Raw genomic sequence first — 21,518 nt, 5'->3', positions numbered from 1 at the left:
AAAGGGGTGGGGTCAGCCCTTGCGAGCGACGTCGAGGAAGTACAGACCGGTCGTGGACGCGCCCTGGAAGCCCGTCAGGCCGTCGGGGTCGGAGGCGGTGATGACCTTGGTGTGGAAGACGGGGTAGAGGGGCACCTCGTCGGCGATCAGGTCGAGCGCCTGCTTCCAGGTGTCCTTCTGCTTCTGGCCCTCGGACTTGGCCGCCTCGTCGAGGAGCGCCGAGCACTTCTTGGCGCCCGCGTCGGTCCACCGCTGGCGGGCCACCGGCCAGGTCTCGCCGTAGTAGAACCAGCGGAGCAGGAGGTCGACGTCGGGTCCGAAGACCGCGGGGTCGCCAGAGGCGGCGAGCACCCGGAAGTCGTCGGACGGCACGAGGGTGCCGTAGACGGCCGCGGACGGGTTGGTGTTGAGCGTGGCGGTGACGCCGATCTGCTTCCAGGCGTCGATGATGACGGGCGCGCTGTCCTTGACGAAGGCGGCGTCGGTGGTGACCAGTTCGAAGGACAGGTTCGTCACCCCGGCCTCGGCGAGGAGCGCCTTGGCCTTCTCCGGGTCGTGCGCGTAGGTCGTCGCGGCCTTCTGGTAGCCGGGGTTGTTCTCGTCCAGGTAGGAGGTGGCGGCCGTGCCGTAGCCCTGGAGCGCGGTCGCGATCACCTTGTCGGCGTCGATCGCGTAGTGCAGGGCCTGGCGGACGCGCTTGTCGTCGAAGGGCTTCGCCGCGCAGTTGAACATGAGGAACAGCTGGTTGAACGCCTGCTTCTCGGCGACCTCGAACTCCGCGCCGAGGGTGCCCGCGTCGAGGTAGGGCACCGCCTCGATGGCCTGGGACTGGCCGCTGCGCAGGTCGTTGAGCCGCGCGGTGTTGTCGGGCGAGGTGTGCAGGGTGATCTTGTCGGCCTTGGCGGGGCGGCCGCCCTTGTAGGCGGGGTTGGCCGCCATGACGACGCCGGAGGTCGCGTCGGCGCTGGTCAGCTTGAACGGGCCCGAGCCGATGGGGGCGGTGTCGAAGGCCTTGGCCGCCGCCGCGTCACCCGTCTTGGCCTTCGGGACGATCTTGATGACGGCGATGCGCTGGGCGAAGAGGCTGAACGGCGTCTTCAGCTTGAACTCGACGGTCTTGGCGTCCTTGGCCTTCACCTCGTCGATGAAGCTGACGAACCCGGCCATGAGTGCCTTGTTGGCGGGGTCGAGGACCCGGGTGAACGACCACGTGACGTCCTCGGTCGTGACGGGCGAGCCGTCGGAGAACACCGCGCCTTCGCGCAGCGCGACCGTCCAGGTCAGGCCGTCGGCGGAGGCCTCCGGCTGGGCCGCGGCGAGCGCGAGGTAGGGCTCGCGGGAGACCGGGTCGAGGTCGATGAGCGCCTCGAAGATGTGCTGGTTGACGGCGGTGGCGACGGCGCTGGAGGCGTTCATCGGGTCGAAGCCGCCCGAGAGCGTGAAGGCGAGGGTCGCCTCGATCTCCTTGGCGCCGCCCGCGCCTCCGCCGGAGCCGCCGTCGGACCCGCACGCGCTCAGCCCCGCCGCGATCGCGGCTCCGGCTCCGAGCGCACCGGCGATGCGCAGGAAGCTCCTGCGGTCGACGCCGGCTCTCGACACGTCCGCAAAGGTATCTCTCATCTCAGACTCCCTGGGGGGTTGTTGCCGCATGATCCCTGGTCACACCAGACATCCCACGTCCTATGTCGGGGCGGTGGCCACACGCTAGAGGGATTTCGGCGAAAACGTCAACCTTTAGGGGCTTCCTTGACGCGAGGACATCCCACAAGCTACATAGGACGTAGGATGTCCCTTGTCGAATCTTCCTTGGCGCAACAGAACGCCTGCACCCCTGCCCGGAATCCTGCGATGTTACGGTTACCGTAAGTGAGATCGGGGGGCTCATGGCTGCGCCGCGCGTGACCATCGACCTCGGCGTGATCGAGCGGAACGCCCGGGCCGTCACCAGGGCGTGCGCGCGTTACGGGGTCAGCGTCTTCGGGGTGACGAAGGGGGCCTGCGGGATGCCGCAGGTGGCGCGGGCCATGCTGCGGGGCGGGGTCATCGGCATCGGGGAGTCGCGGCCGGAGAACATCCGGCGGCTGCGGGCCGCCGGGATCAGCGACCCGGTGCTGCTGCTGCGCAGCCCGCCGCCCGACCTCGCGGACGAGACGGTCCGGCTGGCCGACCTGAGCCTGAACTCCGAACTGGAGACGATCCAGGCGCTCTCCCGCGCGGCGGAGCGGCGCTCGCGCGTCCACGAGGTGATCCTCATGGTCGATCTCGGCGACCTGCGCGAAGGGGTGTGGCCGTCGGAGCTGATGCCCGCCGTCGCCCGGATCGTGGCCTGGCCCGGGGTGCGGCTGGTCGGGCTCGGCACGAACCTCACGTGCTTCGGCGCGGTGCTGCCCTCGGAGGAGAACATGGGCAGGCTCGCCGGGTACGCGCGGCGGGTGCGCGAGGAGTTCGGGCTCGAACTGCCGCACGTGACGGGCGGGAACTCCAGCAGTCTGCCGTTCCTGCTGGAGGGCCGGATGCCGCCGGGCATCACGAACCTGCGGCTCGGCGAGACGATCCTGCAGGGCGGCCGGGACACCTTCTTCGACGAGCCGTGGGAGGAGCTCGACCGGTCGGCGTTCACGCTGGAGGCCGACCTCCTGGAAGTGAAGGTGAAGCCGTCGGTGCCCGTCGGGGAGGTCGGCGTCGACGCGTTCGGCGGGCGTCCCATCTTCACCGACCGGGGCGACAGGCTGCGCGGCATCCTCAATGTCGGACGCGAGGACGTGGACGTCGCCGTCCTGCACCCGGTCGAGGCGGGGGTGGAGGTGCTGGGCGCCTCCAGCGACCACCTGATCGTCGACGTGACGGAGATGGCGCCGCCTCCTTCCGTCGGCGACAGGCTCCGGTTCCACCTCGGCTACGGGGCGCTGCTCGCGGCGATGACCAGCGAATACGTGAAGAAGGCACCCATGTTCGACCAGCCGCCGCCGCGCCCCCGCTCGATCGCCCTGGACGCCGACCCGCGCCTCGCGCCCGCGGTCGAGGCGGCCGGGGCCGCCGCGCAGATCGCCGCGCTGGACCTCGCCCTGTCCGCCGACGGGACGCCCGCCCGCCTCACCGAGCGCCCGTCGGCCCGGCTGGCCGCCGACACCGACGCCGACGCGCTCGGCCTGGTCTGGCTCACCGCTGACGCCGGGATCCTCGCCGAACTTCTGGAGCTGCGCCCTCGCCTGGCCCCGGAGAACATCGCGGTGGTGGGCCTGCGCGCGGCGTCCGACCTGGTCCGCGCCACTCCCCTGTCCGTCGCCACGATCGTCGACATCGACGCCCGCGGCATCCGCGACGTCATGCGCCGCGCCCTGGACGCGGCGACCGCGGGCACCCGCGGCCACCTCCTGCTCTGCGAGGAGGACTCCTACAACCCCGGCTCCGGCCTCTCCGAACGCGAAGCCCACCAGGCCACCGAGGCCGTCGCCGCCCGCCCCGGCCTCCTCGGCCTGGAGTTCACCGGCCTCAGCCCCGCCACCACCCCCTTCGCCTGCGCCCTCCTCCTCTCCGCCCTGGGCCGCACCATCCTGTGACGCGGAGCCGCCGACGGAAGATCAAGTCCCAGGTCTTCATTCCGCAGGTCAAGGTGCTGGGCAAGGGGAAGGCCGCCGTCACGGGCTTCTACGGCGCGAACCGGAAGCCGGTGGAATGGCGCTTCGCCGGTGGGAGGTGGACGACGGCCACGACATGGCCCGCGTGCCCGGCACCAAGGCGCTGTGGTCCGTCGGCTACCGCCTCCCCGACACCCCCGGCCTCTTCACCCACGGCGGCACCAGGCAGCCGGCCCCACCGGCCGGATCTGCCGTCGTCAAGACGTGGGGCGGAGGCCCGCGGTCGCGGCGTTCCCGTAGTCGTCGTCGATCGCCACGACCGGGTGGTCCGCGATGTCGAGCAGGGAGGCCGCTATGGCGGCCCGGTAGCCCGCCGCGCAGTGGACCCAGACCTCGCCTTCGGGGAGCTCGGCGAGACGGCCGGGCAGCTCGGCGAGCGGAATGTGGAGGGCGTTCGGGAGGTGGGACGCGGCCCATTCCAGGTCGCGCCGGACGTCGAGGACGTGGACGGCGCGGTGGCGGAGGACGGCGGCCAGGTCCGCGAACGTGGCGGTGCCATAGGCGCGCAGGGGGGCGTCCGACCAGTCGGCGGGGGCGCCGACGCTCGCGGCGGCGGGGCGGTCGATGCCGATCCTGACGAGTTCGCGCTGCGCCTCGGCCAGGTCGGCGGGCGTCTCGGCCAGCAGTGTCAGGGGCGTGCCCCAGGGGATGAGCCAGCCGAGGTAGGTGGCGAGCTGGCCGTCGAGACCGATGTTGACGGTGCCTCCGACATGGCCCGCGGCGAAGGCCCTGCGAGTGCGGAGGTCGACGATCCACTCGCCGTCCGCGACACGGCGGCGGATCTCGCGGGCGTCGGCGCGGCGCGGCGCGGACAGGTCGGGGGCCTTCGGGCCCGCGGCGTTGGCGGGCGCCATGTGGGCGTAGTAGGCGGGGTAGGCGTCGAGTCCCGCGAGGAGGGCGTCGACGTAGCGCTCCTCGGTGTCGGTGAGCACGGGGTTCGTCCGCTTCTCCGCACCGATCGTCGAGGACGTCGCCTGGCTCTGGGTGGCCGAGCAGAAGCTGCCGAACCCATGCGTCGGGTAGATCGCTGTGCCGTCCGGCAGCTCGTCGGCCAACCTGCGGGCGGAGGCGTACTGGGCCCGCGCGAGGGCGCCGGTGTGCTCCGGCCCGAGCAGGTCGGGACGCCCCGTGGAGCCGTACAGCAGCGATCCCCCGGTGAACACGACCGGGTCCGCGCCTTCGGCGTGCAGGAAATAGGACAGATGCGTGTGCGTATGGCCGGGCGTCGCAAGCGCGCGCACGGTCATGTCCCCGACGGGGATCTCCAGCCCGTCCTTGACGGCGACGCGGTCGAACGCCACGGTGTCGGCCGCGTTGACGTGGTAGTCCGCGCCGGTCGCGGCGGCGAGCGCGAGCCCGCCGGTCACGTAGTCGTTGTGCAGATGCGTCTCGAAGACATGCGTGATGCCGACGCCGAGTTCGGCGGCGAGCCCCAGCATCCGGTCGATGTCGCGCTGCGGGTCGATCACGGCGGCCACCGAGCCGTCGTGCACCAGGTAGCTCCGGTCCCCCAGCGTCGGCGTCTCCAGCGGAACGATCTCGATCACGCCGACCACCCCGCCCGCCCGCAACAGGGCTCCCCGCTGAGCCACACGGCACAGACCCGCTCGATATCGAAATGCAAGATCATGTCGTCCCTCCGCACAGATAGCATGCACATTCGGTCGGAAATACAGGAATATCACGACCGAACACCGGATGGCGAGATCAACCCAGGTGAGAGCCCACGCACCGCGCCGACCTCCACCCGGCCCCGGAGGGACGGGTCATCGGGAGGTCGGCGCGGTTCGGCGGCGCCAGGCCGCGGACGGGGTGGGAGTGGGTTCGTGGGAGGGGAAGGCGAGGACGAGGGCGACGGCGAGGGTGTAGGCGCCGTAGCGCAGGACGAGGTGGGTGGGGTCGGACGGCCAGGGCTCGTCGTAGAGGAGGGTGCTGGTGAGCGTCATGGTGACGCGGCCGCTGAGCGCGATGAGCACTGCCACGGTGATCATGCGGCAGCGTTGGAGGGCTATCTGGAGCTGGATGAGGGTGAGGCCCGCCATGCCGAGGATCAGCAACGGGTAGGGGGAGGAGACGACGGCGGCCACCGAGGACGTGTCGGACCACAGGGCGGAGACGCCCCGGGCGCCCGCCTCGGCCGAGCCCGCGCACATCCCGGCGCTGACGCCGTAGGCGACGCCCGAGAGCGGCTGGGCGTGCCGGCCGCCGGTGCGCTGGTCGCCGAACAGCCAGACGAGGCCCGCGACGAAGACGGGCGGCACGCCGGCGAGGACGAGATGGGGCACGCTCCAGGCGTGGTCGGTGCTCAGATCCTCAACGTCGGAGCTGCCGGACAGGCCCAGCGCGGTCACCGCGACGACGGCCAGGAGGACGACGGCCCACTCGCGGCGGCTGAGTCGTTCGCGCAGGACGAGCGTGGTGTAGGCCAGCAGGATCAGGAGACTGAGCCCCAGGATCGGCTGGGCGATTCCGGCGGGCAGCGCGGTGAAGGCGGCGATCTGGCAGGCGAGCCCGACGAACAGCAGAAGGCCGCCGCCGAACCAGATCGGGTCGCTCAGCATCGCCAGCGTGGCGTGCACCGGGCGGCTGCCGCGCAGCGGCGGCATCCGGCGGGCGGCAGTCTGGAAGAGCATGAAGGAGGTGAAGTAGACGCTCGTGCCGGTGAAGGCGACGACGGCCCAGCCCAGTTCCACGGCCAAGGCTCCTCAATCTCAAGCGGTGACAGCGCACCCCTGAAGGTGGTGTGTCGGGCGGCCGTGCCCCGCGGCAAAAGGCACGGCCGCCCCTTCCCCGTCGTGCGGCGCGACGGGGGTACCGGGCAGGACCGGCTCCGCGCCACTGCCGCGACCGGTCCTGGCCCGTCAGGAGGGAGTGCGGGCCGGAAGGCCGCCGACGGCGGGTCCTGCCCGGTGGTCTGGACGCGTCAGTAGTTGGGGTTGTTCATGTTGGGGATCTCGATGCTGATCGGCAGGTCGGCACCGGAGAGCAGGACGAGGATGCCGAGGCGGAGGATCTCGTCGAAGGCCCAGTACGACTGCTGGAGGATGCCGGGCGCCTTCTCCAGCGAGAGGAGGCCCTCGCGGACCGCGATGAACGGATCCCACGCGGTCTCGAAGACCTCGTCCCAGAAGGGGGTCTTCTGAATCTTGAGGTCCGCGGCGATCTCGTCCCCGAGGATGAACCGGGTGAGTCCGGCCAGGACGGGCTTGCTCAGCACCGCGCCGTCGATGAACGAGGCGAGGTTGAGCAGGATGTCCGCGAGCTTGATGCCCTCGGGGGTGGCGGCGAGGATCGGGGTGAGGACCTGGGCCGCCTGCGCGTCGGCCTCGGCCCACGAGTTGGGGATGTACTCGTCGAGGACGCCGAGCAGGTGCGCGGTGACCTGCCAGGAGTGCAGGAACGCCTCGGACTCGTCGTCCGGGATCGGCACCTTCCACGCCTTGAGGTTCTGCATGACCGTGGTCGGCAGGCTGTGCCAGGTGACCATGATGTCGGCCTGCGAGATGGGGATCTCCTCGTCGGCGACGTTGGTCCAGTGCGGCGACTTCGGCAGCAGGTGCCGGACTCCGGCGTGCGCGAGGCGCGTCTTCACGCAGGTCACGATCATCTCGCCGTCGGGCGCGAACGCGTTCTTCGAGCCGACGTCGTAGCCGAGCTTGGCGGTCTTGGTGATGCGGTCGCGCATGTCCGCGCCGCCCTTGGAGTAGTACACCGCCCGCGCCTCACGCGGGATCATCGTCGACATCATGCCCGAGGCGAACCCGTAGGTCACCCCCAGGTACAGGCCACGCTTCTCGTTGAAGTCGACGGCCTTCTTCAGCTTCGCCTGGTCGGTCCAGGCGGGGAGCTGGCGGGCCTTCTCCATGAACGCCCTCAGGTCCGCCGGCAGGCCCGCCGGGATCGCCTGGCCGTTCTTCTTCCAGGTCTTCAGGAGCTTGTTGACCTGCGCCGTCTCACCGCGCTCGATGATCCCGGCGACCACCGCGTCGGCCTCGGGGTCCCACACGTACTTCGGGTCCAGCCCCGCACCGGCGCCGGCCACCGAGCCCGCCGGAGACCACGACCAGGCCGGCACCGCCGACGCCAGCGCACCGACCGCGCCCAGTGCGCCGCCCGCCACCAGCACCTCACGCCTACTGCGCTCCACCTTGCCCTCATCTCTACTCGACCTGCCAGGGGGTGGCCGGTACGCTGATACGCATCGCGCATCTCCGTACCAGCTAGCGAGTTCATGAGAGCACACGGAGCAATGGCGAGACAAGCCCCAATTTCTGTCTCATCAGCTTGCACGGGAATCCGCGGCGCCGACACCGGCTCCGACCGGCTTCCCTTCGCCTTCCGTGACAAGTCATGCGCGCTCGCACTGAGCATCGGCGCGACGTAATTTGTCACTTACTTTATTAGCAGCGCGCCAATAGCGACCGTAAGGTGACCGCCGTGACGACAGACGCAGGCCTGCCGGCGCCCCCCAACGCCGGAAGGGGGCGCTCATGACGGCCGTACAGATTCCGACGCGGATCCGCGGAACGCTGACCGAGATCGGCACCCTCTTCGTGATCACGTTGGAGGGCATCCGCTACAGCCCGAACATCCGCAAGTGGTGGTGGGAGTTCGTCGAGCAGTGCTGGTTCCTGGCACGCGTGACGAGCCTCCCCGTCATCCTCGTGGCGCTCCCCCTGGGCGCCACGGTCGCGCTCCAGGTCGGGCAGCTCGCCGAACAGCTCGGCGCGCAGTCCTCGACGGGCGGCGCGGTCATCGTCGGGCTGGTGCGCGAGGTCGCGCCGATCGCCGCGGCGATGATCATCGCGGGCGCGGGCGGCGCGGCCATGACGGCCGACGTCGGGGCCCGCCGGATCCGCGACGAACTCGACGCCATGGAGGTCATGGCCGTCAACCCGGTCCACCGGCTGGTGACGCCCCGGCTGTGGGCGGCGAGCCTCGTCTCGACGCTGCTGGCCTCGCTCGTCATCATCGCGGGCGCGTTCGGCGGGTTCGTCTTCAACGTGCTGCTCCAGCAGGTGACGCCAGGCGCGTACTTCGACGGCGCGGTGTCCCTGCTGCGCATGTCGGACATGATCGTCACGCTGTTCAAGTCGTGGCTGTTCGGGCTCATCTCCGCGGCCGTCGCGTGCCACATGGGCATGAACTGCGCGGCGAGCCCCGTCGGCGTCGGACGGGCGGTGAACCAGGCGATCGTCGTCGCGTTCCTTCTGGTCTTCGCCCTCAACTACGTCATCACGACCGTCTACTTCCTCGCCTTCCCCCCGGTGATCTGATGCTCGCGCTCCCGAAAGGCCGCGCCGTCGGCAGGACCGCCGAGGCCGCGGTCACCAAATACGCCGCGATGTCGAGCTGGCCGCTCTTCATCGCCAAGGTCCTCTTCCGGTCCCTCGTGGACATCGTCTTCCGCTTCAAGTACGGCAAGACCGTCATCCGGCACGTCAGCGACATCGTGGTCGGCGTGGGCGCGACGGTCGTCGGCGGCGGCATGGTCTTCGTCGTCTTCACGATGGCGTTCTTCGTCGGCACCGAGATCGGGCTCCAGGGCTACACGGGGCTCCAGACGATCGGCGCGCAGTCGTTCATGGGCCTGGTCGGCAGCTTCGCCAACGTCCGCGAGATCACCCCGGTCATCGCCGCGACGGCGCTGGCCGCGCAGTGCGGCTCGGCGTTCACCGCGGAGCTCGGCGCGATGCGGATCGCCGAGGAGATCGACGCGCTGGAGGTCATGGGCATCAACTCGCTCGTGTACCTGGTCTGCACCCGGGTCGTCGCGGCGCTCATCGCGCTCATCCCGCTCTACCTGATCGCGCTGTTCGCGAGCTTCTTCGCCACCCGGCTGGTCAGCACGAGCTTCTTCGACCTCGCCCCGGGCGCCTACGACTACTACTTCCACCTCTACCTACCGGCGATCGACCTGGTCTTCAGCACGGCCAAGGTCGGCATCTTCTGCACCGCGGTGATCATCATCCACTGCTACTACGGCTACTTCGCGACCGGCGGCCCCGTCGGCGTCGGCGCCGCCGCCGGCCGCGCCATCCGAACGTCGATCATCGTGATCGTCACGTTGAACCTGCTGCTGTCCTATGTGTTCTGGGGCTCCGGCTCGACGGTGAGGTTGAGCGGTTGAACGTCTCACTACGCCGCGGGGTCGCGGTCACCACGGCCACGCTCGTGCTCACTGCCGCGGCGCTCTACCTGGCGCTGGTCAGGCCGTTCGCGCCGGTCGGGGCCTCGGCGCGGGCCGAGTTCGGGCGGGCCGGGCAGGGGCTGCAGAGCGGGTCGCCCGTGAAGGTGCGCGGGGTCCAGGTCGGGTCGGTCGACGAGGTCGCGCTCGGCGGGAACGGACGGGTCAGGCTCACGCTCCGGTTCACCCCGGGGTACCGGGTGCCGGCCACCTCGACGGCCTCCATCGAGCCCGCCTCGGTGTTCGGGCCGAAGTTCGTCGACCTCGTGCCCGGCGAGGCCGAGATGTCCGGGCCCTACCTGGCCGACGGGGCGGACATCGTCCACACGTCGGACCCGACCGACCTGTCGCAACTGCTGTCGGACGTCTCCGGGGTCGTCGAGTCCGTCGACCCGACCGAGGTCGCGACGATCGTGCGGGTCGTCGCCGACGGCCTGAACGGGCAGGGACCCGCGCTGCGCCGGACCCTGGAGAGCGTCGACACCCTGGTCGGCGTGGCGCACGACCAGCGCAAGAACGCCCGCACGTTCCTGCGCGACGGGGCGGGCCTCGCCGAAGCCCTCGCGCAGGCCGCCCCCGACCTCACCCGGACGGCCAAGGACGCCAACACGGTGATCGAGACGGCCGCGAGCGCCCCCGAGGGCAGCCTCGGCACCTTCGCGACCGACCTCGGCGACGTCTCCGCGCTCGTCGCGCACGGCCTGGACAAGCGCGCGGGCCAGCTCGGCGAGTCGTTCCGCAGCAGCGAGCGCCTCGTCGCGCTCCTGTACGGGCAGCTCGGCGACCTCGGCGACGCCGTGCGCGCCGCCGACAAGCTGCTGCCGGTCTACAACGGCCTGGTCAACCTGCCCGCCGCCGACGGAAAGCACCTCATCGGGGTGCACGCCTACCTTCCGTCCACCCCCTGCGAACTGATCCTCGGTCTGTGCGGGAGGCCCTGATGGACACCTCGACCCAGCGCGCCCGCCTGCGGCGCTCGACCCTGCTGAAGATGACGGCGTTCGTCACCGTCACCTCGGCGCTCACGGTGTTCCTGTCCCTGCAGATCCAGCGGTTCAGCCTCGGCGACGGCTACCCCATCACCGCGACCTTCGACGACGTCAGCGGGCTGCGCGCCGGCGACGAGGTGAAGATCGCCGGCGCGCCCGTCGGCCGCGTCGACGGCATCAAGGTGGTGGAGGGCCGGGCCCAGGTCGATCTCGTCGTGGACGAGGGCGTGAAGGTCCCGGCCGACAGCCAGGCCGTCATCCGCTGGAAGGACGCGATCGGCCGCCGGACCGTCTACCTGATGCCCGGCGACGACGGCCGGATGCTCGGCTCGGGCGACTCGATCGAGACGACCCGCTCGGCCGTCAACACCGACGACCTCCTCGAAGGGCTCGCCCCGCTGGCCCGCACCCTCGACGCCGAGCAGGTGAACGAGCTCCTCGTCTCCCTCGCCCAGGCCCTCGACGGCAACGGCGGCGAGATCGGCGACCTCATCGAGAACGTCGACGTGCTGCTCGCGGCGCTCGCCGGAAGACGCGAGAACATCGGCATGCTGCTGGCGGACTACGCGACCGTCACCGAGCTCGTCGCCTCCCGCGACAAGCAGATCGGCCAGGCCATCGACGACCTCGTGGCGCTCAGCGACGGGTTCGCCCGCAACCGCACCCTCGTCGACGACACCCTCGTGGAGCTGGCCCGCCTGGCGAACACCAGCGACTCCGTCCTCGGCCAGAACGCCGACCAGCTCGGCCAGGTCCTCGACCGGCTCGCCGTCATCACCGGCGGGGTGCGGCGCAACACCGGGACCGTCGCGAAGATCCTCACCGCGGCGGGCCCCAAGCTGGAGCACATCTTCGGCGCGGTGAACGACGGCCGCTTCCTCAACGCCGCGGTGCCGTGCATCACGCTCGTCGCGCCGCCCTGCCCGTACCCCGTGAAGCTGCCGGGCGACACGCGGGCGACCGGGGCGTCCACGAGCCTCGACGACGGCCCCGCCTTCCGCACCCTGCTCCTGGGAGGGGTCCAGCCTTGAAATCCTTCCGCGACCGCGATCCGATCGCCGTCGGACTGGTATCGGCGACCGGGCTGGTCCTGCTCGTCGGCGGGGTCTACCTGCTCGGCTCGACCGGCGTCCTCAAGGACCGCTACACCGTGAGCGGTGTCTTCACCGGCACCGGGAACCTGCGCTCGGGCGACGAGGTCCGCGTCGCGGGCGTCCGGGTCGGCGAGGTGACGACGGTGGCGCCGGACTTCCGCAAGGGGCGGGTCGTCATCACCTGGAAGGTCGACAGCGCCGTCGACCTCGGGCCGGACACCCGCGCCGAGATCAGGACCGCGAACGTGCTCGGCGGCCGGTACCTGCGGCTCACCGGACCCGTGGTCGAGCCGTACCTGAGCACGCTGCCCGAGGACAAGAGGCGCATCCCCGAGGAGCGGACCCGGACCCCCGCGACGGTCAACAGCGTCGTCGCCGACTCGACCCGGGCCGTCGACAAGCTCGACACCGACGCGCTCAACAAGATCGTCGGTCAGCTCACCGGCGTCAGCGAGGCCACCAAGGGCAGGCTGCGCGATTCGCTGCACCACCTGACCGAACTCGCCCAGACCGTGCACGACAACAAGGAGAACATCGACAAGCTGCTGACCGGAGGCGACCGGCTCGCGGCCGTCGCGCACACCCGCGACGGCCAGCTGACGAAGCTGCTGGACAACGTCGAGGTGATGCTCGCCGAGCTGCGGGACCGCCGCGACGAGCTCGCCGGCTTCCTCGGCGACAGCTCGACCGTCGTGCGCGAGCTGACCCAGCTGATCGACGACCACCAGAAGCAGCTCACCGGGGTCATCGCCGACCTGCAGGGCACCCTGTCCACGCTCCGGCCCCAGCTCGGCGAACTCGGCGAGGTGCTGGCCTGGGCCGGACCCACGCTGAGCGGCCTGGCGAACGTGGGCGGCTACGGGCCGTGGGTCGAGGTCGCGGCGACGGGCCTCGGCCCGCTCAGCCCCGCCGACCTCGGCGCCCTCGCCACCCAGGCGGCCAAGAAGGAGGCCAAGAAGTGAGGCTCGTGGCCGCGGGCGCGGTGCTCGCGCTGATGACGGGGCTCGGCGGCTGCTCGGCCGTGCCCGTCGCGGGCGGCGGCTCGTACAAGCTGAGCGCGTACTTCGCCAAGGCGCCTTCGCTCTACCCGGAGTCGAAGGTGAAGGTGATGGGCGCGGACGTCGGGACCGTCACCGCGATCAAGATCGAGGGCGCCCGGGTGCGGGTGGACTTCGCGATCGACGAGGGCGTGCCGGTGCCCGCCGACGTCATCGCCTCGATCGAGGCGGCCGAGACGCTCGGTGAGCGCAGCGTCGTGCTGACCCCCGCGTGGGAGCCCGGCATGGCCGAGGCGAAGCCCGGGACCGTCATCCCGCAGGAGCGCACGGCGCTGCCCGTCGAGATCGACGAGGCGCTCGCGGCGTTCACCAAGCTGCAGACGGCCGTCGGCGGCGGCGACGTCGGCGGGCTGCTGCACGAGGGCGCGCAGGCCCTCGACGGCAACGGCCAGAAGATCAACGACGCGATCGGCACGACCGGCGACCTCGTCAACGAACTCGCCGGGCAGGACGAGAAGATCGTCAAGATCGCCGACGGGCTGCGCAAGCTCTCGGCCGACCTGAACGGCTCCGACCTCGACGCGATGCTCGACGCGTTCGCCTCGGCCAGCGGCGACCTCGCGCAGGAGCGCGAGCAGATCCGGGCGTTCCTCTCCGGCCTGGCCAGGACCATCCGCGACAGCGGCGTCCTGCTCACCGCCTACCAGGAGACCCTCCCGGCGACGGCCGCCGACCTGTCGAACATCGTGCTGACCCTGAAGGCCGGCAGCGGCTCGCTCAACGAGGTCATCCGCGCCTTCGCCCAGTTCTCCGACGTGCTCGTCAACGCCTGGGACCGCAAGAACCACGTGGCAGTGATCCGCGTCCAGCTCTCCGCGACGGTCCGGGCCTGGCTCCAGCCCGTCTTCGACGCCCTGAACTGGGGCCCCGTCCCCTGCCCCGCGGGCAACCCCGAACTGGCGAACTGCCCAAAGCCCCCCAAGACGAAGAAGGCATCGTGACAGCAGTGAATGCAGGGCGGGCGGTGCTCGTCGTGGTCCTCGCGGCGGGGGGCCTGGCCGGGTGCACGGTGCAGACGGTCGGCGGCACCGGCGGATCGTATGTGCTGTCGGCGGTGTTCGACGACGTGCAGAGCCTCGTCGTCGGGCACAGCGTGCAGATCTCCGACGTGCGGGCCGGGACCGTCACCGGCATCAGGCTCGACGGGTACCGGGCGCGGGTCACGATGGCGCTGAAGATGCGGGTGCCTTCGGGGACGTCGGCGACGATCGCCAAGACGTCGCTGCTCGGCGAGAACTACGTGCAGCTCGACCTGCCGAAGGGCCGCTCCCTGGACGCCGGGCCGTTCCTCGCCGACCACGCGATGATCACGCAGACCGCGGTCGCGCCCGACCTGGAGGGGATCACCCAGAACGTCGGGCCGCTGCTCGCGGCGCTCAGCGGGCAGGACGTGTCGACCATCGTGGACACCTCGGTCACCGCGATCGGCGGGCAGGGCAAGCGGCTGAACCGGCTCATCGAGCAGATCTCCGAGGTGAGCGACAGCTACGCCGCCGCGAGCAAGGACCTCGGCCGCGCGCTGGACGCCCTCGCCGAGCTCGGGCGCACGATGCGCTCGGGCAGCGCGGAGATCGCGGCGCTGCCGGAGAACGTCGCGCTGGCCACCGAACGGCTGCAGGGCGACCGCGAGGAGCTGAAGGAGGGCGTGCAGGAGCTGCTGAAGCTCGGCAAGTCCTTCAACGCGAGCATCCAGACGCGGCACGGCGAGCGGCTGAAGGTGCTGCTCAAGCGCGCCGACTCGATGCTCGCCGCCGCCGTCCGGGGCCGCGACCAGATGAAGCGGCTGGCGCTCACCGTCCTGGACTTCCTGAAGGCCCCGTCGGTCTCGACGGGCGGACAGGGGCTGCTCATGATCTGGCTGAAGGGGTTCCTGCCGCCGGGCAGCACGAAGATGGCCGACATGTCGGAGAACCGGGGCATCGACCTCGCCGGATTGGCGGGGCCGCAGCGGTGAACCGGAGAATCTGGATCAATGTCGCGTTCTTCGCGCTGCTCGGCGTGGTGCTGTCGGCGTGGGCGGCGACCTCGCTGCTGAAGCTCGACGTCATCGCCAAACCGTTCCCGGTGACCGCCGAGTTCGCCTCCTCCCCCGGGCTGTTCCCCGACCTCCAGGTCAGCTACCTGGGCGTGCCCGTCGGCCGGGTCGCCTCGGTCGAGCTGCGGCCCGGGAAGGTCGCGGTCGAGATGGAGATCGACCACGACGCGCGGATCCCCGCCGGGGTCGGCGCGCAGGTGCTGCGCAAGTCGGCCATCGGCGAGCCGTACATCGAGCTGACCGCGCCGAAGACCTCCGGCGAGCACGTGCTCAAGGCGGGCGACACCGTTCCGCTGGCCCGCACCAGCGCGACCGTCGACTACCAGGAGCTGTTCACCGGGCTCGGCGACACCCTCGACGCCGTCGACCCCGCCGACACCGGGACCGTGGTCCACGAGCTGTCGGCGGGGCTGAACGGCAGGGCCGACACCCTGCACGACCTCATCGGCGACGCCGACCAGCTCACCTCGACGCTCGCGTCGAACGCGCAGGTGTTCGACCGGCTCGGCACCGAGCTGACCGGCGTGACCGGCACCCTCGCCGCGCACCGGATGCAACTGCGGGCCGCCGCAGGCGACCTCGCCGACGTCACCGCCGAGGTGAGCGCCGCGAGCGGGGACCTGAAGACGGTGCTGGAGAAGGGGCCCGACTTCCTCAAGCAGGTCGACGCCCTGCTGGAGAAGTCGCGGCCCGGACTCGACTGCCTGCTCACCGCGGGGGCGGTGCCCGGGCCGTCCGTCTTCAACGCGCAGACCGAGCAGTCGCTGCGGCACGTCCTCACCCTGCTGCCGACCTTCCAGGCGCTCGTCAAGGACATCTCCGTGGTGACGCCGCAGGCGACCTATCTCCGGGCGACCGCCCTCGTGTCGATCGCCGGGCCCAAGGCCGCCGCCGACTATGCCAAGCCGGCGGCCCAGCCGACCTGGTCCACGCTGCCCACCTGCAAGGCGACACCGGGCAGGGCCGACGCCGTCGCGAAGCCGTCCGACGCGCCCCGTGCCCCGGACGCGCCCGCGCAGTCCGTCCCGAACGGGTTCACGACGGCTCCGGCACAGCGCGTGTCGGCCGACGGGGCGAGCGGCCTCGGCAGCGCCCCGCTGCTGCTGATCCTCGGCGCCGGCGCCGTCCTCGCGCTCGTCGCCGCCCGATTCCTCCGCACGTACCTCACCGGCCGCAAGGCCGGACGCTAGACATCAGGAGCCACCCATGAGCACGAAGACGACCGAGAGCGCCGCGGCGGACGAGCGGGAGACCGCGGCGGCCCCTCCCGCGGAGCCTGCGGAGACGGCCGAGAGCACGGACACCGACGAGTCCGATGAGGCCGCGGAACCCGAGGCCGAGGCGGTCGCGGAGCCCGCAGGGAGGAAGGAGAGCCCGGAGGCGAAGGGCAAGAGCATCACGATCGCCATCCCGATGCCCGGCCGGGCCTCGCTCGGCAAGCTGATCTCCCTGCTCGTCGTGGTGGCGGCGCTGGCGCTCGGGGGCTGGCAGTGGCGGCACGCCGCCGACCTCGAAGGCAGGGAGCAGGCGCGCGAGGAGATCTCCTCGGTCGCGGGGCGCTTCGGATCCGCGCTGCTCAGCTACGAGCACGGCGACCTCACCGCGGCCCGCGAACGGGTCCTCGCCCTGGCCACCCCGGACTTCGGCAAGACCTACGAGACGGCCTTCACCCAGACGCTCCAGAGCACCATCCTGGAACTGCAGGCCGACGCGACGGCCTCGGTCCGCGTCGTCTACGTCAGCGGCGGCGCGGACGGCTCGGCGCAGGCGGTCGTGGTGATGGACTCGGAGGTGAAGAGCACCGCGGGCACCCGGAACGTCACCGGGTCCTACCTGCAGATGGATCTCGTCGAACTGAAGGGCGCGTGGAAGGTCAGCGCCGTCAACTCGATCGGCGCGATCAACGAGAGCCTCGCGGACCCGTCCGGCGCGGCACCGTCTGCGGAGGCGTCCGCCGAGCCGTCGGCGGAGCCGTCGAAGACTCCCTGACGTCAGCGGGGGCGCCGTCCGGCGAGGTCGGGGATCACCCGCTCGACGAGATGGATCAGCTGGCTCTCCAGAAGGCGCCGGGTCTCCTCGCGGGTGAGGCGGCCGTACTCCAGCCACTCCCGCGAGGCCCGCAGCGCCAGGTCGCCGTAGGCGTGCAGCGCGCCTTCGACCTGCACGTGCTCCCGCATGAGGCTCGACACGCCGACGACCTCGGCGACGCGCGCGACCATGTGCTCGCGGGCGTCGTCCATGAGCCGGTTCAGGTCGGCGTCGCCGCGCGGGGCCGCCATGTCCAGCGTGCGCAGCCAGGTCTCCCTGTTCTGCTCCAGCCGGTCCAGCCACCAGTTGACGCTCAACGTGATCCGCGGGCGCACCCCGATCCCGTCGGGGAACGCCATGCCCTGGACCGAGGGGACGCGCAGCATCTTCTCGACCGCCGCGAGGTACAGGCCGCGCTTGGTCCCGAAGTAGTGGTTCAGCAGGCCGCGGCTGACCCCCGCGGCCTCGGCGAGCTCGCTCGCCGACACGTCCTCGAACGACCGGCTCTGGTACAGCTGCCGTGCGCAGGTGAGGATCTGCTCCCGCCGCTCGTCGCGGTCCTTGCGCACCCGTCGCCCCGCCATGTCTCCCCATCCGGTCTCGGTGAGCAAAAGCCAGTGCCCCGGACCGCCCTCGGCGCGCGCACTCAGAGGGTAAGCGTACACTTACACGGCGGTGAGCGGGCCAGGAACGCGGGCCCCCCGGCGGAGCGGGTGCGGCCGACAACGGCCGAGGCGATCCGGACGCCACAGGTGACGAGGGGGGATCACACGGTTCCGTCGTCCGTGTCCGGCCAGGGGTCGAGGCCCTGGCGGCGGCGCTGGGCGGCGCCCGGGGTCGGGTCCAGGTAGACGCGGCGGATCTGGGGGAAGCGGGCCTGCAGACGGGCCGCCGCGCGCTCGCAGGCCCATTCGATCTGGGCGGCGGTGGCGGTGTCGTGAAAGTCGACCTTCGCGGCGGCCAGGGCCTCGTCCGGGCCCTGGAGCAGGGTGGTCAGCTCCAGGACATCCTGGATCTCGTCGACGGCGAGCAGCTCCGCGCGCACCGCCGCGCGGACGGCCGGGGGCAGCGGCCGGCCGAGGAGCAGCTCCACGTTCGAGCGGCCCAGCACCCAGGCGACGTAGACGAGCAGGAACCCGATGAACAGCGACGCGACCCCGTCGAAGACCGGCGAGCCGGTGAGATGGGCGCCGGTGACGCCGCCCGCGGCGAGGACCAGCCCGATCAGGGCCGCGGAGTCCTCCATGAAGACCGCCTTGACCGCGGTGTCGGGCGTGTGCCGCAGGTAGTGCCGCAGCGGCGTGCGCGTCCGGCGCGCCTCCCCGCGCATCTGCCGGTACGCCGTGCGCAGGCTGAAGCCCTCCAGCACGAACGCGATGCCGAGCACGACGTAGGAGAGGGTCGGATCGCCCAGCTCCTCCCCCACGACCAGGGTGTGCACCCCGTCGTAGATCGCGAAGACCGCGCCGCCGACGAACGTCGCGACCGAGGCGAGCAGCGCCCACACGTACCGGGCCGCCCCGTACCCGAGCGGGTGCGCCTCGTCCGGCGGGCGGACGCTGCTGCGCAGCGCCGTGAGCAGCATCAGCTCCGTGACGGTGTCGGCGACGGAGTGCGCCGCCTCCGAGAGCATCGCGCTCGAACCGCTGACGACCCCCGCCACCGCCTTGGCCACCGCGATCCCGAGATTGGCCCCGGCCGCGACCAGCACCGTGACCGTCGATTCCCCCTGGTCGACGCCGGGCCGCCCGCCGATCGCACCGTCACCGCGGTCCGTTGCCGTGCCGTTCGATCCCGTGCCGTCAGATCCCGAGAAGGCTCCACCCATACCGGCCGAGTATGCCCGACCCTGCCGCCCTCGCCGTGGAGCGTCGAGGCGCTCCGCGATCCCCCGAGTGGACAAGAGGCCAGTGGACCTTTATCGTGGAGGACATAAGGTTCCACTGGCCTCTTAATTGACGAAGATCGGGGCGGTATCCATGAACGAGACCTCCAAGAACCAGACCTGGCTGATCACCGGAAGCTCCCGCGGGCTCGGCCGTGCCCTCACGGAGGCGGTCCTGGACGCGGGGCACCGCCTCGTCGCCACGGCGCGACGGACCTCTTCGCTGGAGGACCTCGCCGCGAAGCACGGCGAGCGGGTCCGGCTCGTCGCCCTCGACGTGACCGACGCCGAAGCCGCGCGCGGTGCCGTGCGGGAGGCCGTCGAGGCGTTCGGGCGGCTCGACGTGGTCGTGAACAACGCGGGCTACGCCGACGTGGCAGCCATCGAGGACATGTCGCCGGAGGCGTTCCGCGCGCAGATCGACACCAACTTCTACGGCGTCGTCAACGTGACCCGGGCCGCCCTGCCCGTCCTGCGGGCCCAGGGCTCCGGGCACATCATCCAGATCTCGTCGGTCGGCGGACGGGTCGGCGGCCCCGGCCTGGGCGCCTACCAGGCGGCGAAGTGGGCGGTGGGCGGGTTCTCCGAGGTGCTCGCCAAGGAGGTCGCCCACCTAGGGATCAAGGTGACCGTCGCCGAGCCCGGCGGGATGCGCACCGACTGGGCCGGGGCGTCGATGGAGACCCCGCCGGTCAGCGAGCCGTACCGGCCGGTCATCGAACCCGTCATCGCCCGGCAGCGGCAGGCCGACGGCAACCAGCCGGGCGACCCGGCGCGCATCGCGCGGATCCTCCTCGACGTCGCCGGGGCCGCGGAGCCGCCGCTGCACCTCCTGCTCGGGAAGGACGCCGTCCGGGTCGCCGGAGCGGCCGCCGAGGCGCTCGCCGCGTCGGACGCGCGGTGGCGGCAGGTCAGCGAGTCCGTGTGACGCCGCTCGGCGCGAGGGGTCCGGCCGCCCTCCTTCGGGAGGGCGGCGACCGCGTAGAGTCTCCCGGAAGCGGCACAAGGCCGCTCACGGCTCTTGCGGGACAGCGACGATGACAGACGACCGGCCGGGCTTCCAGCGCGCCCGCAACGCCGAGCAGCGCGAGATCCGGCGGCAGGCCATCCTCGACGCCGCGACCGGGCTCCTCACCGAGATGCCCGTCAGCGACATCAGCCTGCGCGAGCTCAGCCGCCGCGTAGGGCTGTCGAAGACCAACGTCGTGCGCTACTTCGAGACGAGGGAAGCGGTCTTCTTCGCCCTGCTCAACCGCTCGCTGGAGCAGTGGATCGCGGAGCTGCCCGCCGAACTCGCCGACGCGGACGGGCCCGAGGACGTCGCCGACGCCCTGGCCCGCTCCCTGGCCCGGCGGCGCCTGCTGTGCGAGCTGTTCAGCTCGCTGGGAACCGAGCTGGAACGCAACATCTCGGCGGAGTCCGCGGTCGCGTTCAAGCTCGACCACACCCGGCTCCTCGGGGCGCTGGCCCGGCTCCTCGCCGAGCGCGTCCCGGCCCTCACCCCGGCCGGGGCCCGCGAACTGGTCTCGCTGACCGTCGTGTGCACGGCCGGGCTCTGGCCCTTCGCGCACCCCTCCCCCGCCGTCGCCGAAGCGCAGCGGCACCCCGACCTCGCGGCCACGAAGGTCGACTTCCCCGCGCGGCTCAGCCGCACCCTGCGCGTCGCGCTCACCGGGCTCCTCGCCCTCGGCTGACCCGCCTGGCCGAACCCGTCTCGCGCGGCCACCGGGCCGTCAGGGCCCGTCGCGGCGCGGGAACACCAGGAACGACGTCTGGGTCGAGCGGGCCACCAGGCCGCGCTCCGGATCCCACAGGTCCAGGGAGATGGACACGTAGCCTTCGGCCGCGTGCACCGCGCGCGAACGCGCCAGCAGCCACTCCGACTCCGCCCGGCCCACCACGTGCACCGTCAGGTCGCAGCTGGGCGAGAGGTACGGCCGCCCGGCGACCTCGGTCCGCCGGCCGATCGCGCCCGCCATCATGTCGCACAGCGGCAGGAACGCGACCGGGTCCACGTACCCGTCGATCCGCGGCGTCCCGTCGGCCAGGCGGTACCAGCTGACGGACTCGTCCCCGGCCGGCCCGGTGAGCGCCGTCCTCGGCACCCGCATCTCCACCCGGTGCATCACCGGGACCTCCAGGGACAGCCCTTGGGCGGCCATCGCCGCACGCACGTCGACGCACTCCGCGGCGGGCGGCGCGTCCGGCGGCGACGGGTCGGTGAAGACGAACCCGGCCCGCTCCCTGCCGAACACGGCCTGCGCGACGAGGCCGTTCGCCGCGCCCTCCGACCGCAGCGCCGCGCTCGCCTGCGCCATCGACCTGCCCCGCCGCAGCACACTCGCCTCGACCACCGCAGGGCCCTCCACGACCCGGTCCACGAACACCACCGACATCGACCGCAGCTCCATGGCCGGATCGTCGAGTTCCGCCCGCATCGCCCGCACCGCGGCGGCCGTCACCACTCCGCCCTGCGGCGCCACCGGCGCGTTCCACTGGCCCCCGAACGCCGCCAGATACCTCCCCGCGCGCATCGGATCGGGCACCACCGCCGTCTGCGCCGCGAACTCGACCCCCGGCACCTCTTCACCCACGCCCGACACC

Annotated in this window: 19 protein-coding genes; 12 read left to right on the top strand and 7 right to left on the bottom strand. The window is 71.7% G+C overall.

From position 1 onward, the window contains the following. Positions 1-12: 12 nt before the first annotated feature. Positions 13-1,599 carry an ABC transporter substrate-binding protein gene (locus ACYVOM_RS14055; protein ID WP_460303771.1) on the bottom strand — a complete coding sequence of 529 codons (1,587 nt, stop codon included), beginning with the start codon at positions 1,597-1,599 and terminating at the stop codon, positions 13-15. Between the two features lie 284 nt (positions 1,600-1,883). On the opposite strand from ACYVOM_RS14055, the gene ACYVOM_RS14050 reads away from it, so the two are divergent. Then, on the top strand, positions 1,884-3,560 hold the full coding sequence (locus tag ACYVOM_RS14050) for an alanine racemase (RefSeq protein ID WP_460303770.1): 1,677 nt from the start codon (positions 1,884-1,886) through the stop codon (positions 3,558-3,560). Positions 3,561-3,835: 275 nt separating this feature from the next. On the opposite strand, the gene ACYVOM_RS14045 is transcribed toward ACYVOM_RS14050, so the two are convergent. The 3 genes from ACYVOM_RS14045 to ACYVOM_RS14035 all read right to left on the bottom strand — a co-directional run bounded on the left by ACYVOM_RS14045 (position 3,836) and on the right by ACYVOM_RS14035 (position 7,785). Continuing rightward, entirely contained in the window at positions 3,836-5,185 is a 1,350-nt protein-coding gene (locus ACYVOM_RS14045; protein ID WP_460303769.1) for an MBL fold metallo-hydrolase, read from the bottom strand. 219 nt (positions 5,186-5,404) lie between these two features. Then, positions 5,405-6,331: a DMT family transporter gene (locus ACYVOM_RS14040; RefSeq protein WP_460304364.1), complete on the bottom strand. Its 927-nt coding sequence runs from the start codon at positions 6,329-6,331 to the stop codon at positions 5,405-5,407. A gap of 230 nt (positions 6,332-6,561) precedes the next feature. Then, complete coding sequence (locus tag ACYVOM_RS14035; RefSeq protein WP_460303768.1) at positions 6,562-7,785, bottom strand: oxygenase MpaB family protein; 1,224 nt, start codon at positions 7,783-7,785, stop codon at positions 6,562-6,564. Between the two features lie 343 nt (positions 7,786-8,128). On the opposite strand from ACYVOM_RS14035, the gene ACYVOM_RS14030 reads away from it, so the two are divergent. From ACYVOM_RS14030 to ACYVOM_RS13990, 9 genes are read left to right on the top strand one after another with little or no spacing between them, the layout of a single operon-like run. Then, complete coding sequence (locus tag ACYVOM_RS14030; protein WP_460303767.1) at positions 8,129-8,914, top strand: MlaE family ABC transporter permease; 786 nt, start codon at positions 8,129-8,131, stop codon at positions 8,912-8,914. Next, the gene (locus ACYVOM_RS14025) at positions 8,914-9,768 is read left to right on the top strand and encodes an ABC transporter permease (protein ID WP_460303766.1); all 855 of its coding nucleotides are present in this window, start codon (positions 8,914-8,916) and stop codon (positions 9,766-9,768) included. The genes ACYVOM_RS14030 and ACYVOM_RS14025 overlap by 1 nt, the downstream gene beginning before the upstream one ends. Further along, entirely contained in the window at positions 9,765-10,766 is a 1,002-nt protein-coding gene (locus ACYVOM_RS14020) for an MCE family protein (protein WP_460303765.1), read from the top strand. Before ACYVOM_RS14025 ends, ACYVOM_RS14020 begins: the two co-directional genes overlap by 4 nt. Next, complete coding sequence (locus tag ACYVOM_RS14015; RefSeq protein WP_460303764.1) at positions 10,766-11,845, top strand: MCE family protein; 1,080 nt, start codon at positions 10,766-10,768, stop codon at positions 11,843-11,845. The genes ACYVOM_RS14020 and ACYVOM_RS14015 overlap by 1 nt, the downstream gene beginning before the upstream one ends. After that, complete coding sequence (locus ACYVOM_RS14010; protein WP_460303763.1) at positions 11,842-12,870, top strand: MlaD family protein; 1,029 nt, start codon at positions 11,842-11,844, stop codon at positions 12,868-12,870. Before ACYVOM_RS14015 ends, ACYVOM_RS14010 begins: the two co-directional genes overlap by 4 nt. After that, the gene (locus ACYVOM_RS14005; RefSeq protein WP_460303762.1) at positions 12,867-13,907 is read left to right on the top strand and encodes an MCE family protein; all 1,041 of its coding nucleotides are present in this window, start codon (positions 12,867-12,869) and stop codon (positions 13,905-13,907) included. Before ACYVOM_RS14010 ends, ACYVOM_RS14005 begins: the two co-directional genes overlap by 4 nt. Further along, positions 13,904-14,920, top strand: a complete 1,017-nt coding sequence (locus ACYVOM_RS14000; protein ID WP_460303761.1) for an MlaD family protein — start codon at positions 13,904-13,906, stop codon at positions 14,918-14,920. The genes ACYVOM_RS14005 and ACYVOM_RS14000 overlap by 4 nt, the downstream gene beginning before the upstream one ends. Next, entirely contained in the window at positions 14,917-16,191 is a 1,275-nt protein-coding gene (locus ACYVOM_RS13995) for an MCE family protein (protein ID WP_460303760.1), read from the top strand. Before ACYVOM_RS14000 ends, ACYVOM_RS13995 begins: the two co-directional genes overlap by 4 nt. Positions 16,192-16,207: 16 nt before the next feature. Next, complete coding sequence (locus ACYVOM_RS13990; RefSeq protein WP_460303759.1) at positions 16,208-16,990, top strand: hypothetical protein; 783 nt, start codon at positions 16,208-16,210, stop codon at positions 16,988-16,990. A 2-nt stretch (positions 16,991-16,992) separates the two neighbouring features. Here the strand turns inward: ACYVOM_RS13990 and ACYVOM_RS13985 are convergent, their stop codons facing one another. Both ACYVOM_RS13985 and ACYVOM_RS13980 read right to left on the bottom strand, forming a co-directional pair. Continuing rightward, positions 16,993-17,613, bottom strand: a complete 621-nt coding sequence (locus tag ACYVOM_RS13985) for a TetR/AcrR family transcriptional regulator (RefSeq protein WP_460303758.1) — start codon at positions 17,611-17,613, stop codon at positions 16,993-16,995. Positions 17,614-17,795: 182 nt separating this feature from the next. Next, positions 17,796-18,857, bottom strand: coding sequence for a cation diffusion facilitator family transporter (locus ACYVOM_RS13980; protein ID WP_460303757.1), 1,062 nt, complete (start codon positions 18,855-18,857; stop codon positions 17,796-17,798). 151 nt (positions 18,858-19,008) lie between these two features. Here ACYVOM_RS13980 and ACYVOM_RS13975 point away from each other — a divergent pair, with 151 nt between their 5' ends. Both ACYVOM_RS13975 and ACYVOM_RS13970 read left to right on the top strand, forming a co-directional pair. After that, a complete protein-coding gene (locus ACYVOM_RS13975; protein WP_460303756.1) occupies positions 19,009-19,842 on the top strand; it encodes an oxidoreductase in 834 nt (277 codons plus the stop codon). Between the two features lie 109 nt (positions 19,843-19,951). Continuing rightward, positions 19,952-20,608 carry a TetR family transcriptional regulator gene (locus ACYVOM_RS13970; protein WP_460303755.1) on the top strand — a complete coding sequence of 219 codons (657 nt, stop codon included), beginning with the start codon at positions 19,952-19,954 and terminating at the stop codon, positions 20,606-20,608. Positions 20,609-20,647: 39 nt separating this feature from the next. Here the strand turns inward: ACYVOM_RS13970 and ACYVOM_RS13965 are convergent, their stop codons facing one another. Next, complete coding sequence (locus ACYVOM_RS13965) at positions 20,648-21,508, bottom strand: thioesterase family protein (RefSeq protein WP_460303754.1); 861 nt, start codon at positions 21,506-21,508, stop codon at positions 20,648-20,650. Positions 21,509-21,518 lie beyond the last annotated feature (10 nt).

The sequence above is a fragment of the Actinocorallia aurea genome (assembly GCF_054783995.1).
The sequence above is the reverse complement of the archived record's forward strand: the minus strand, read 5'-3'. Positions and strand labels throughout refer to the sequence as shown.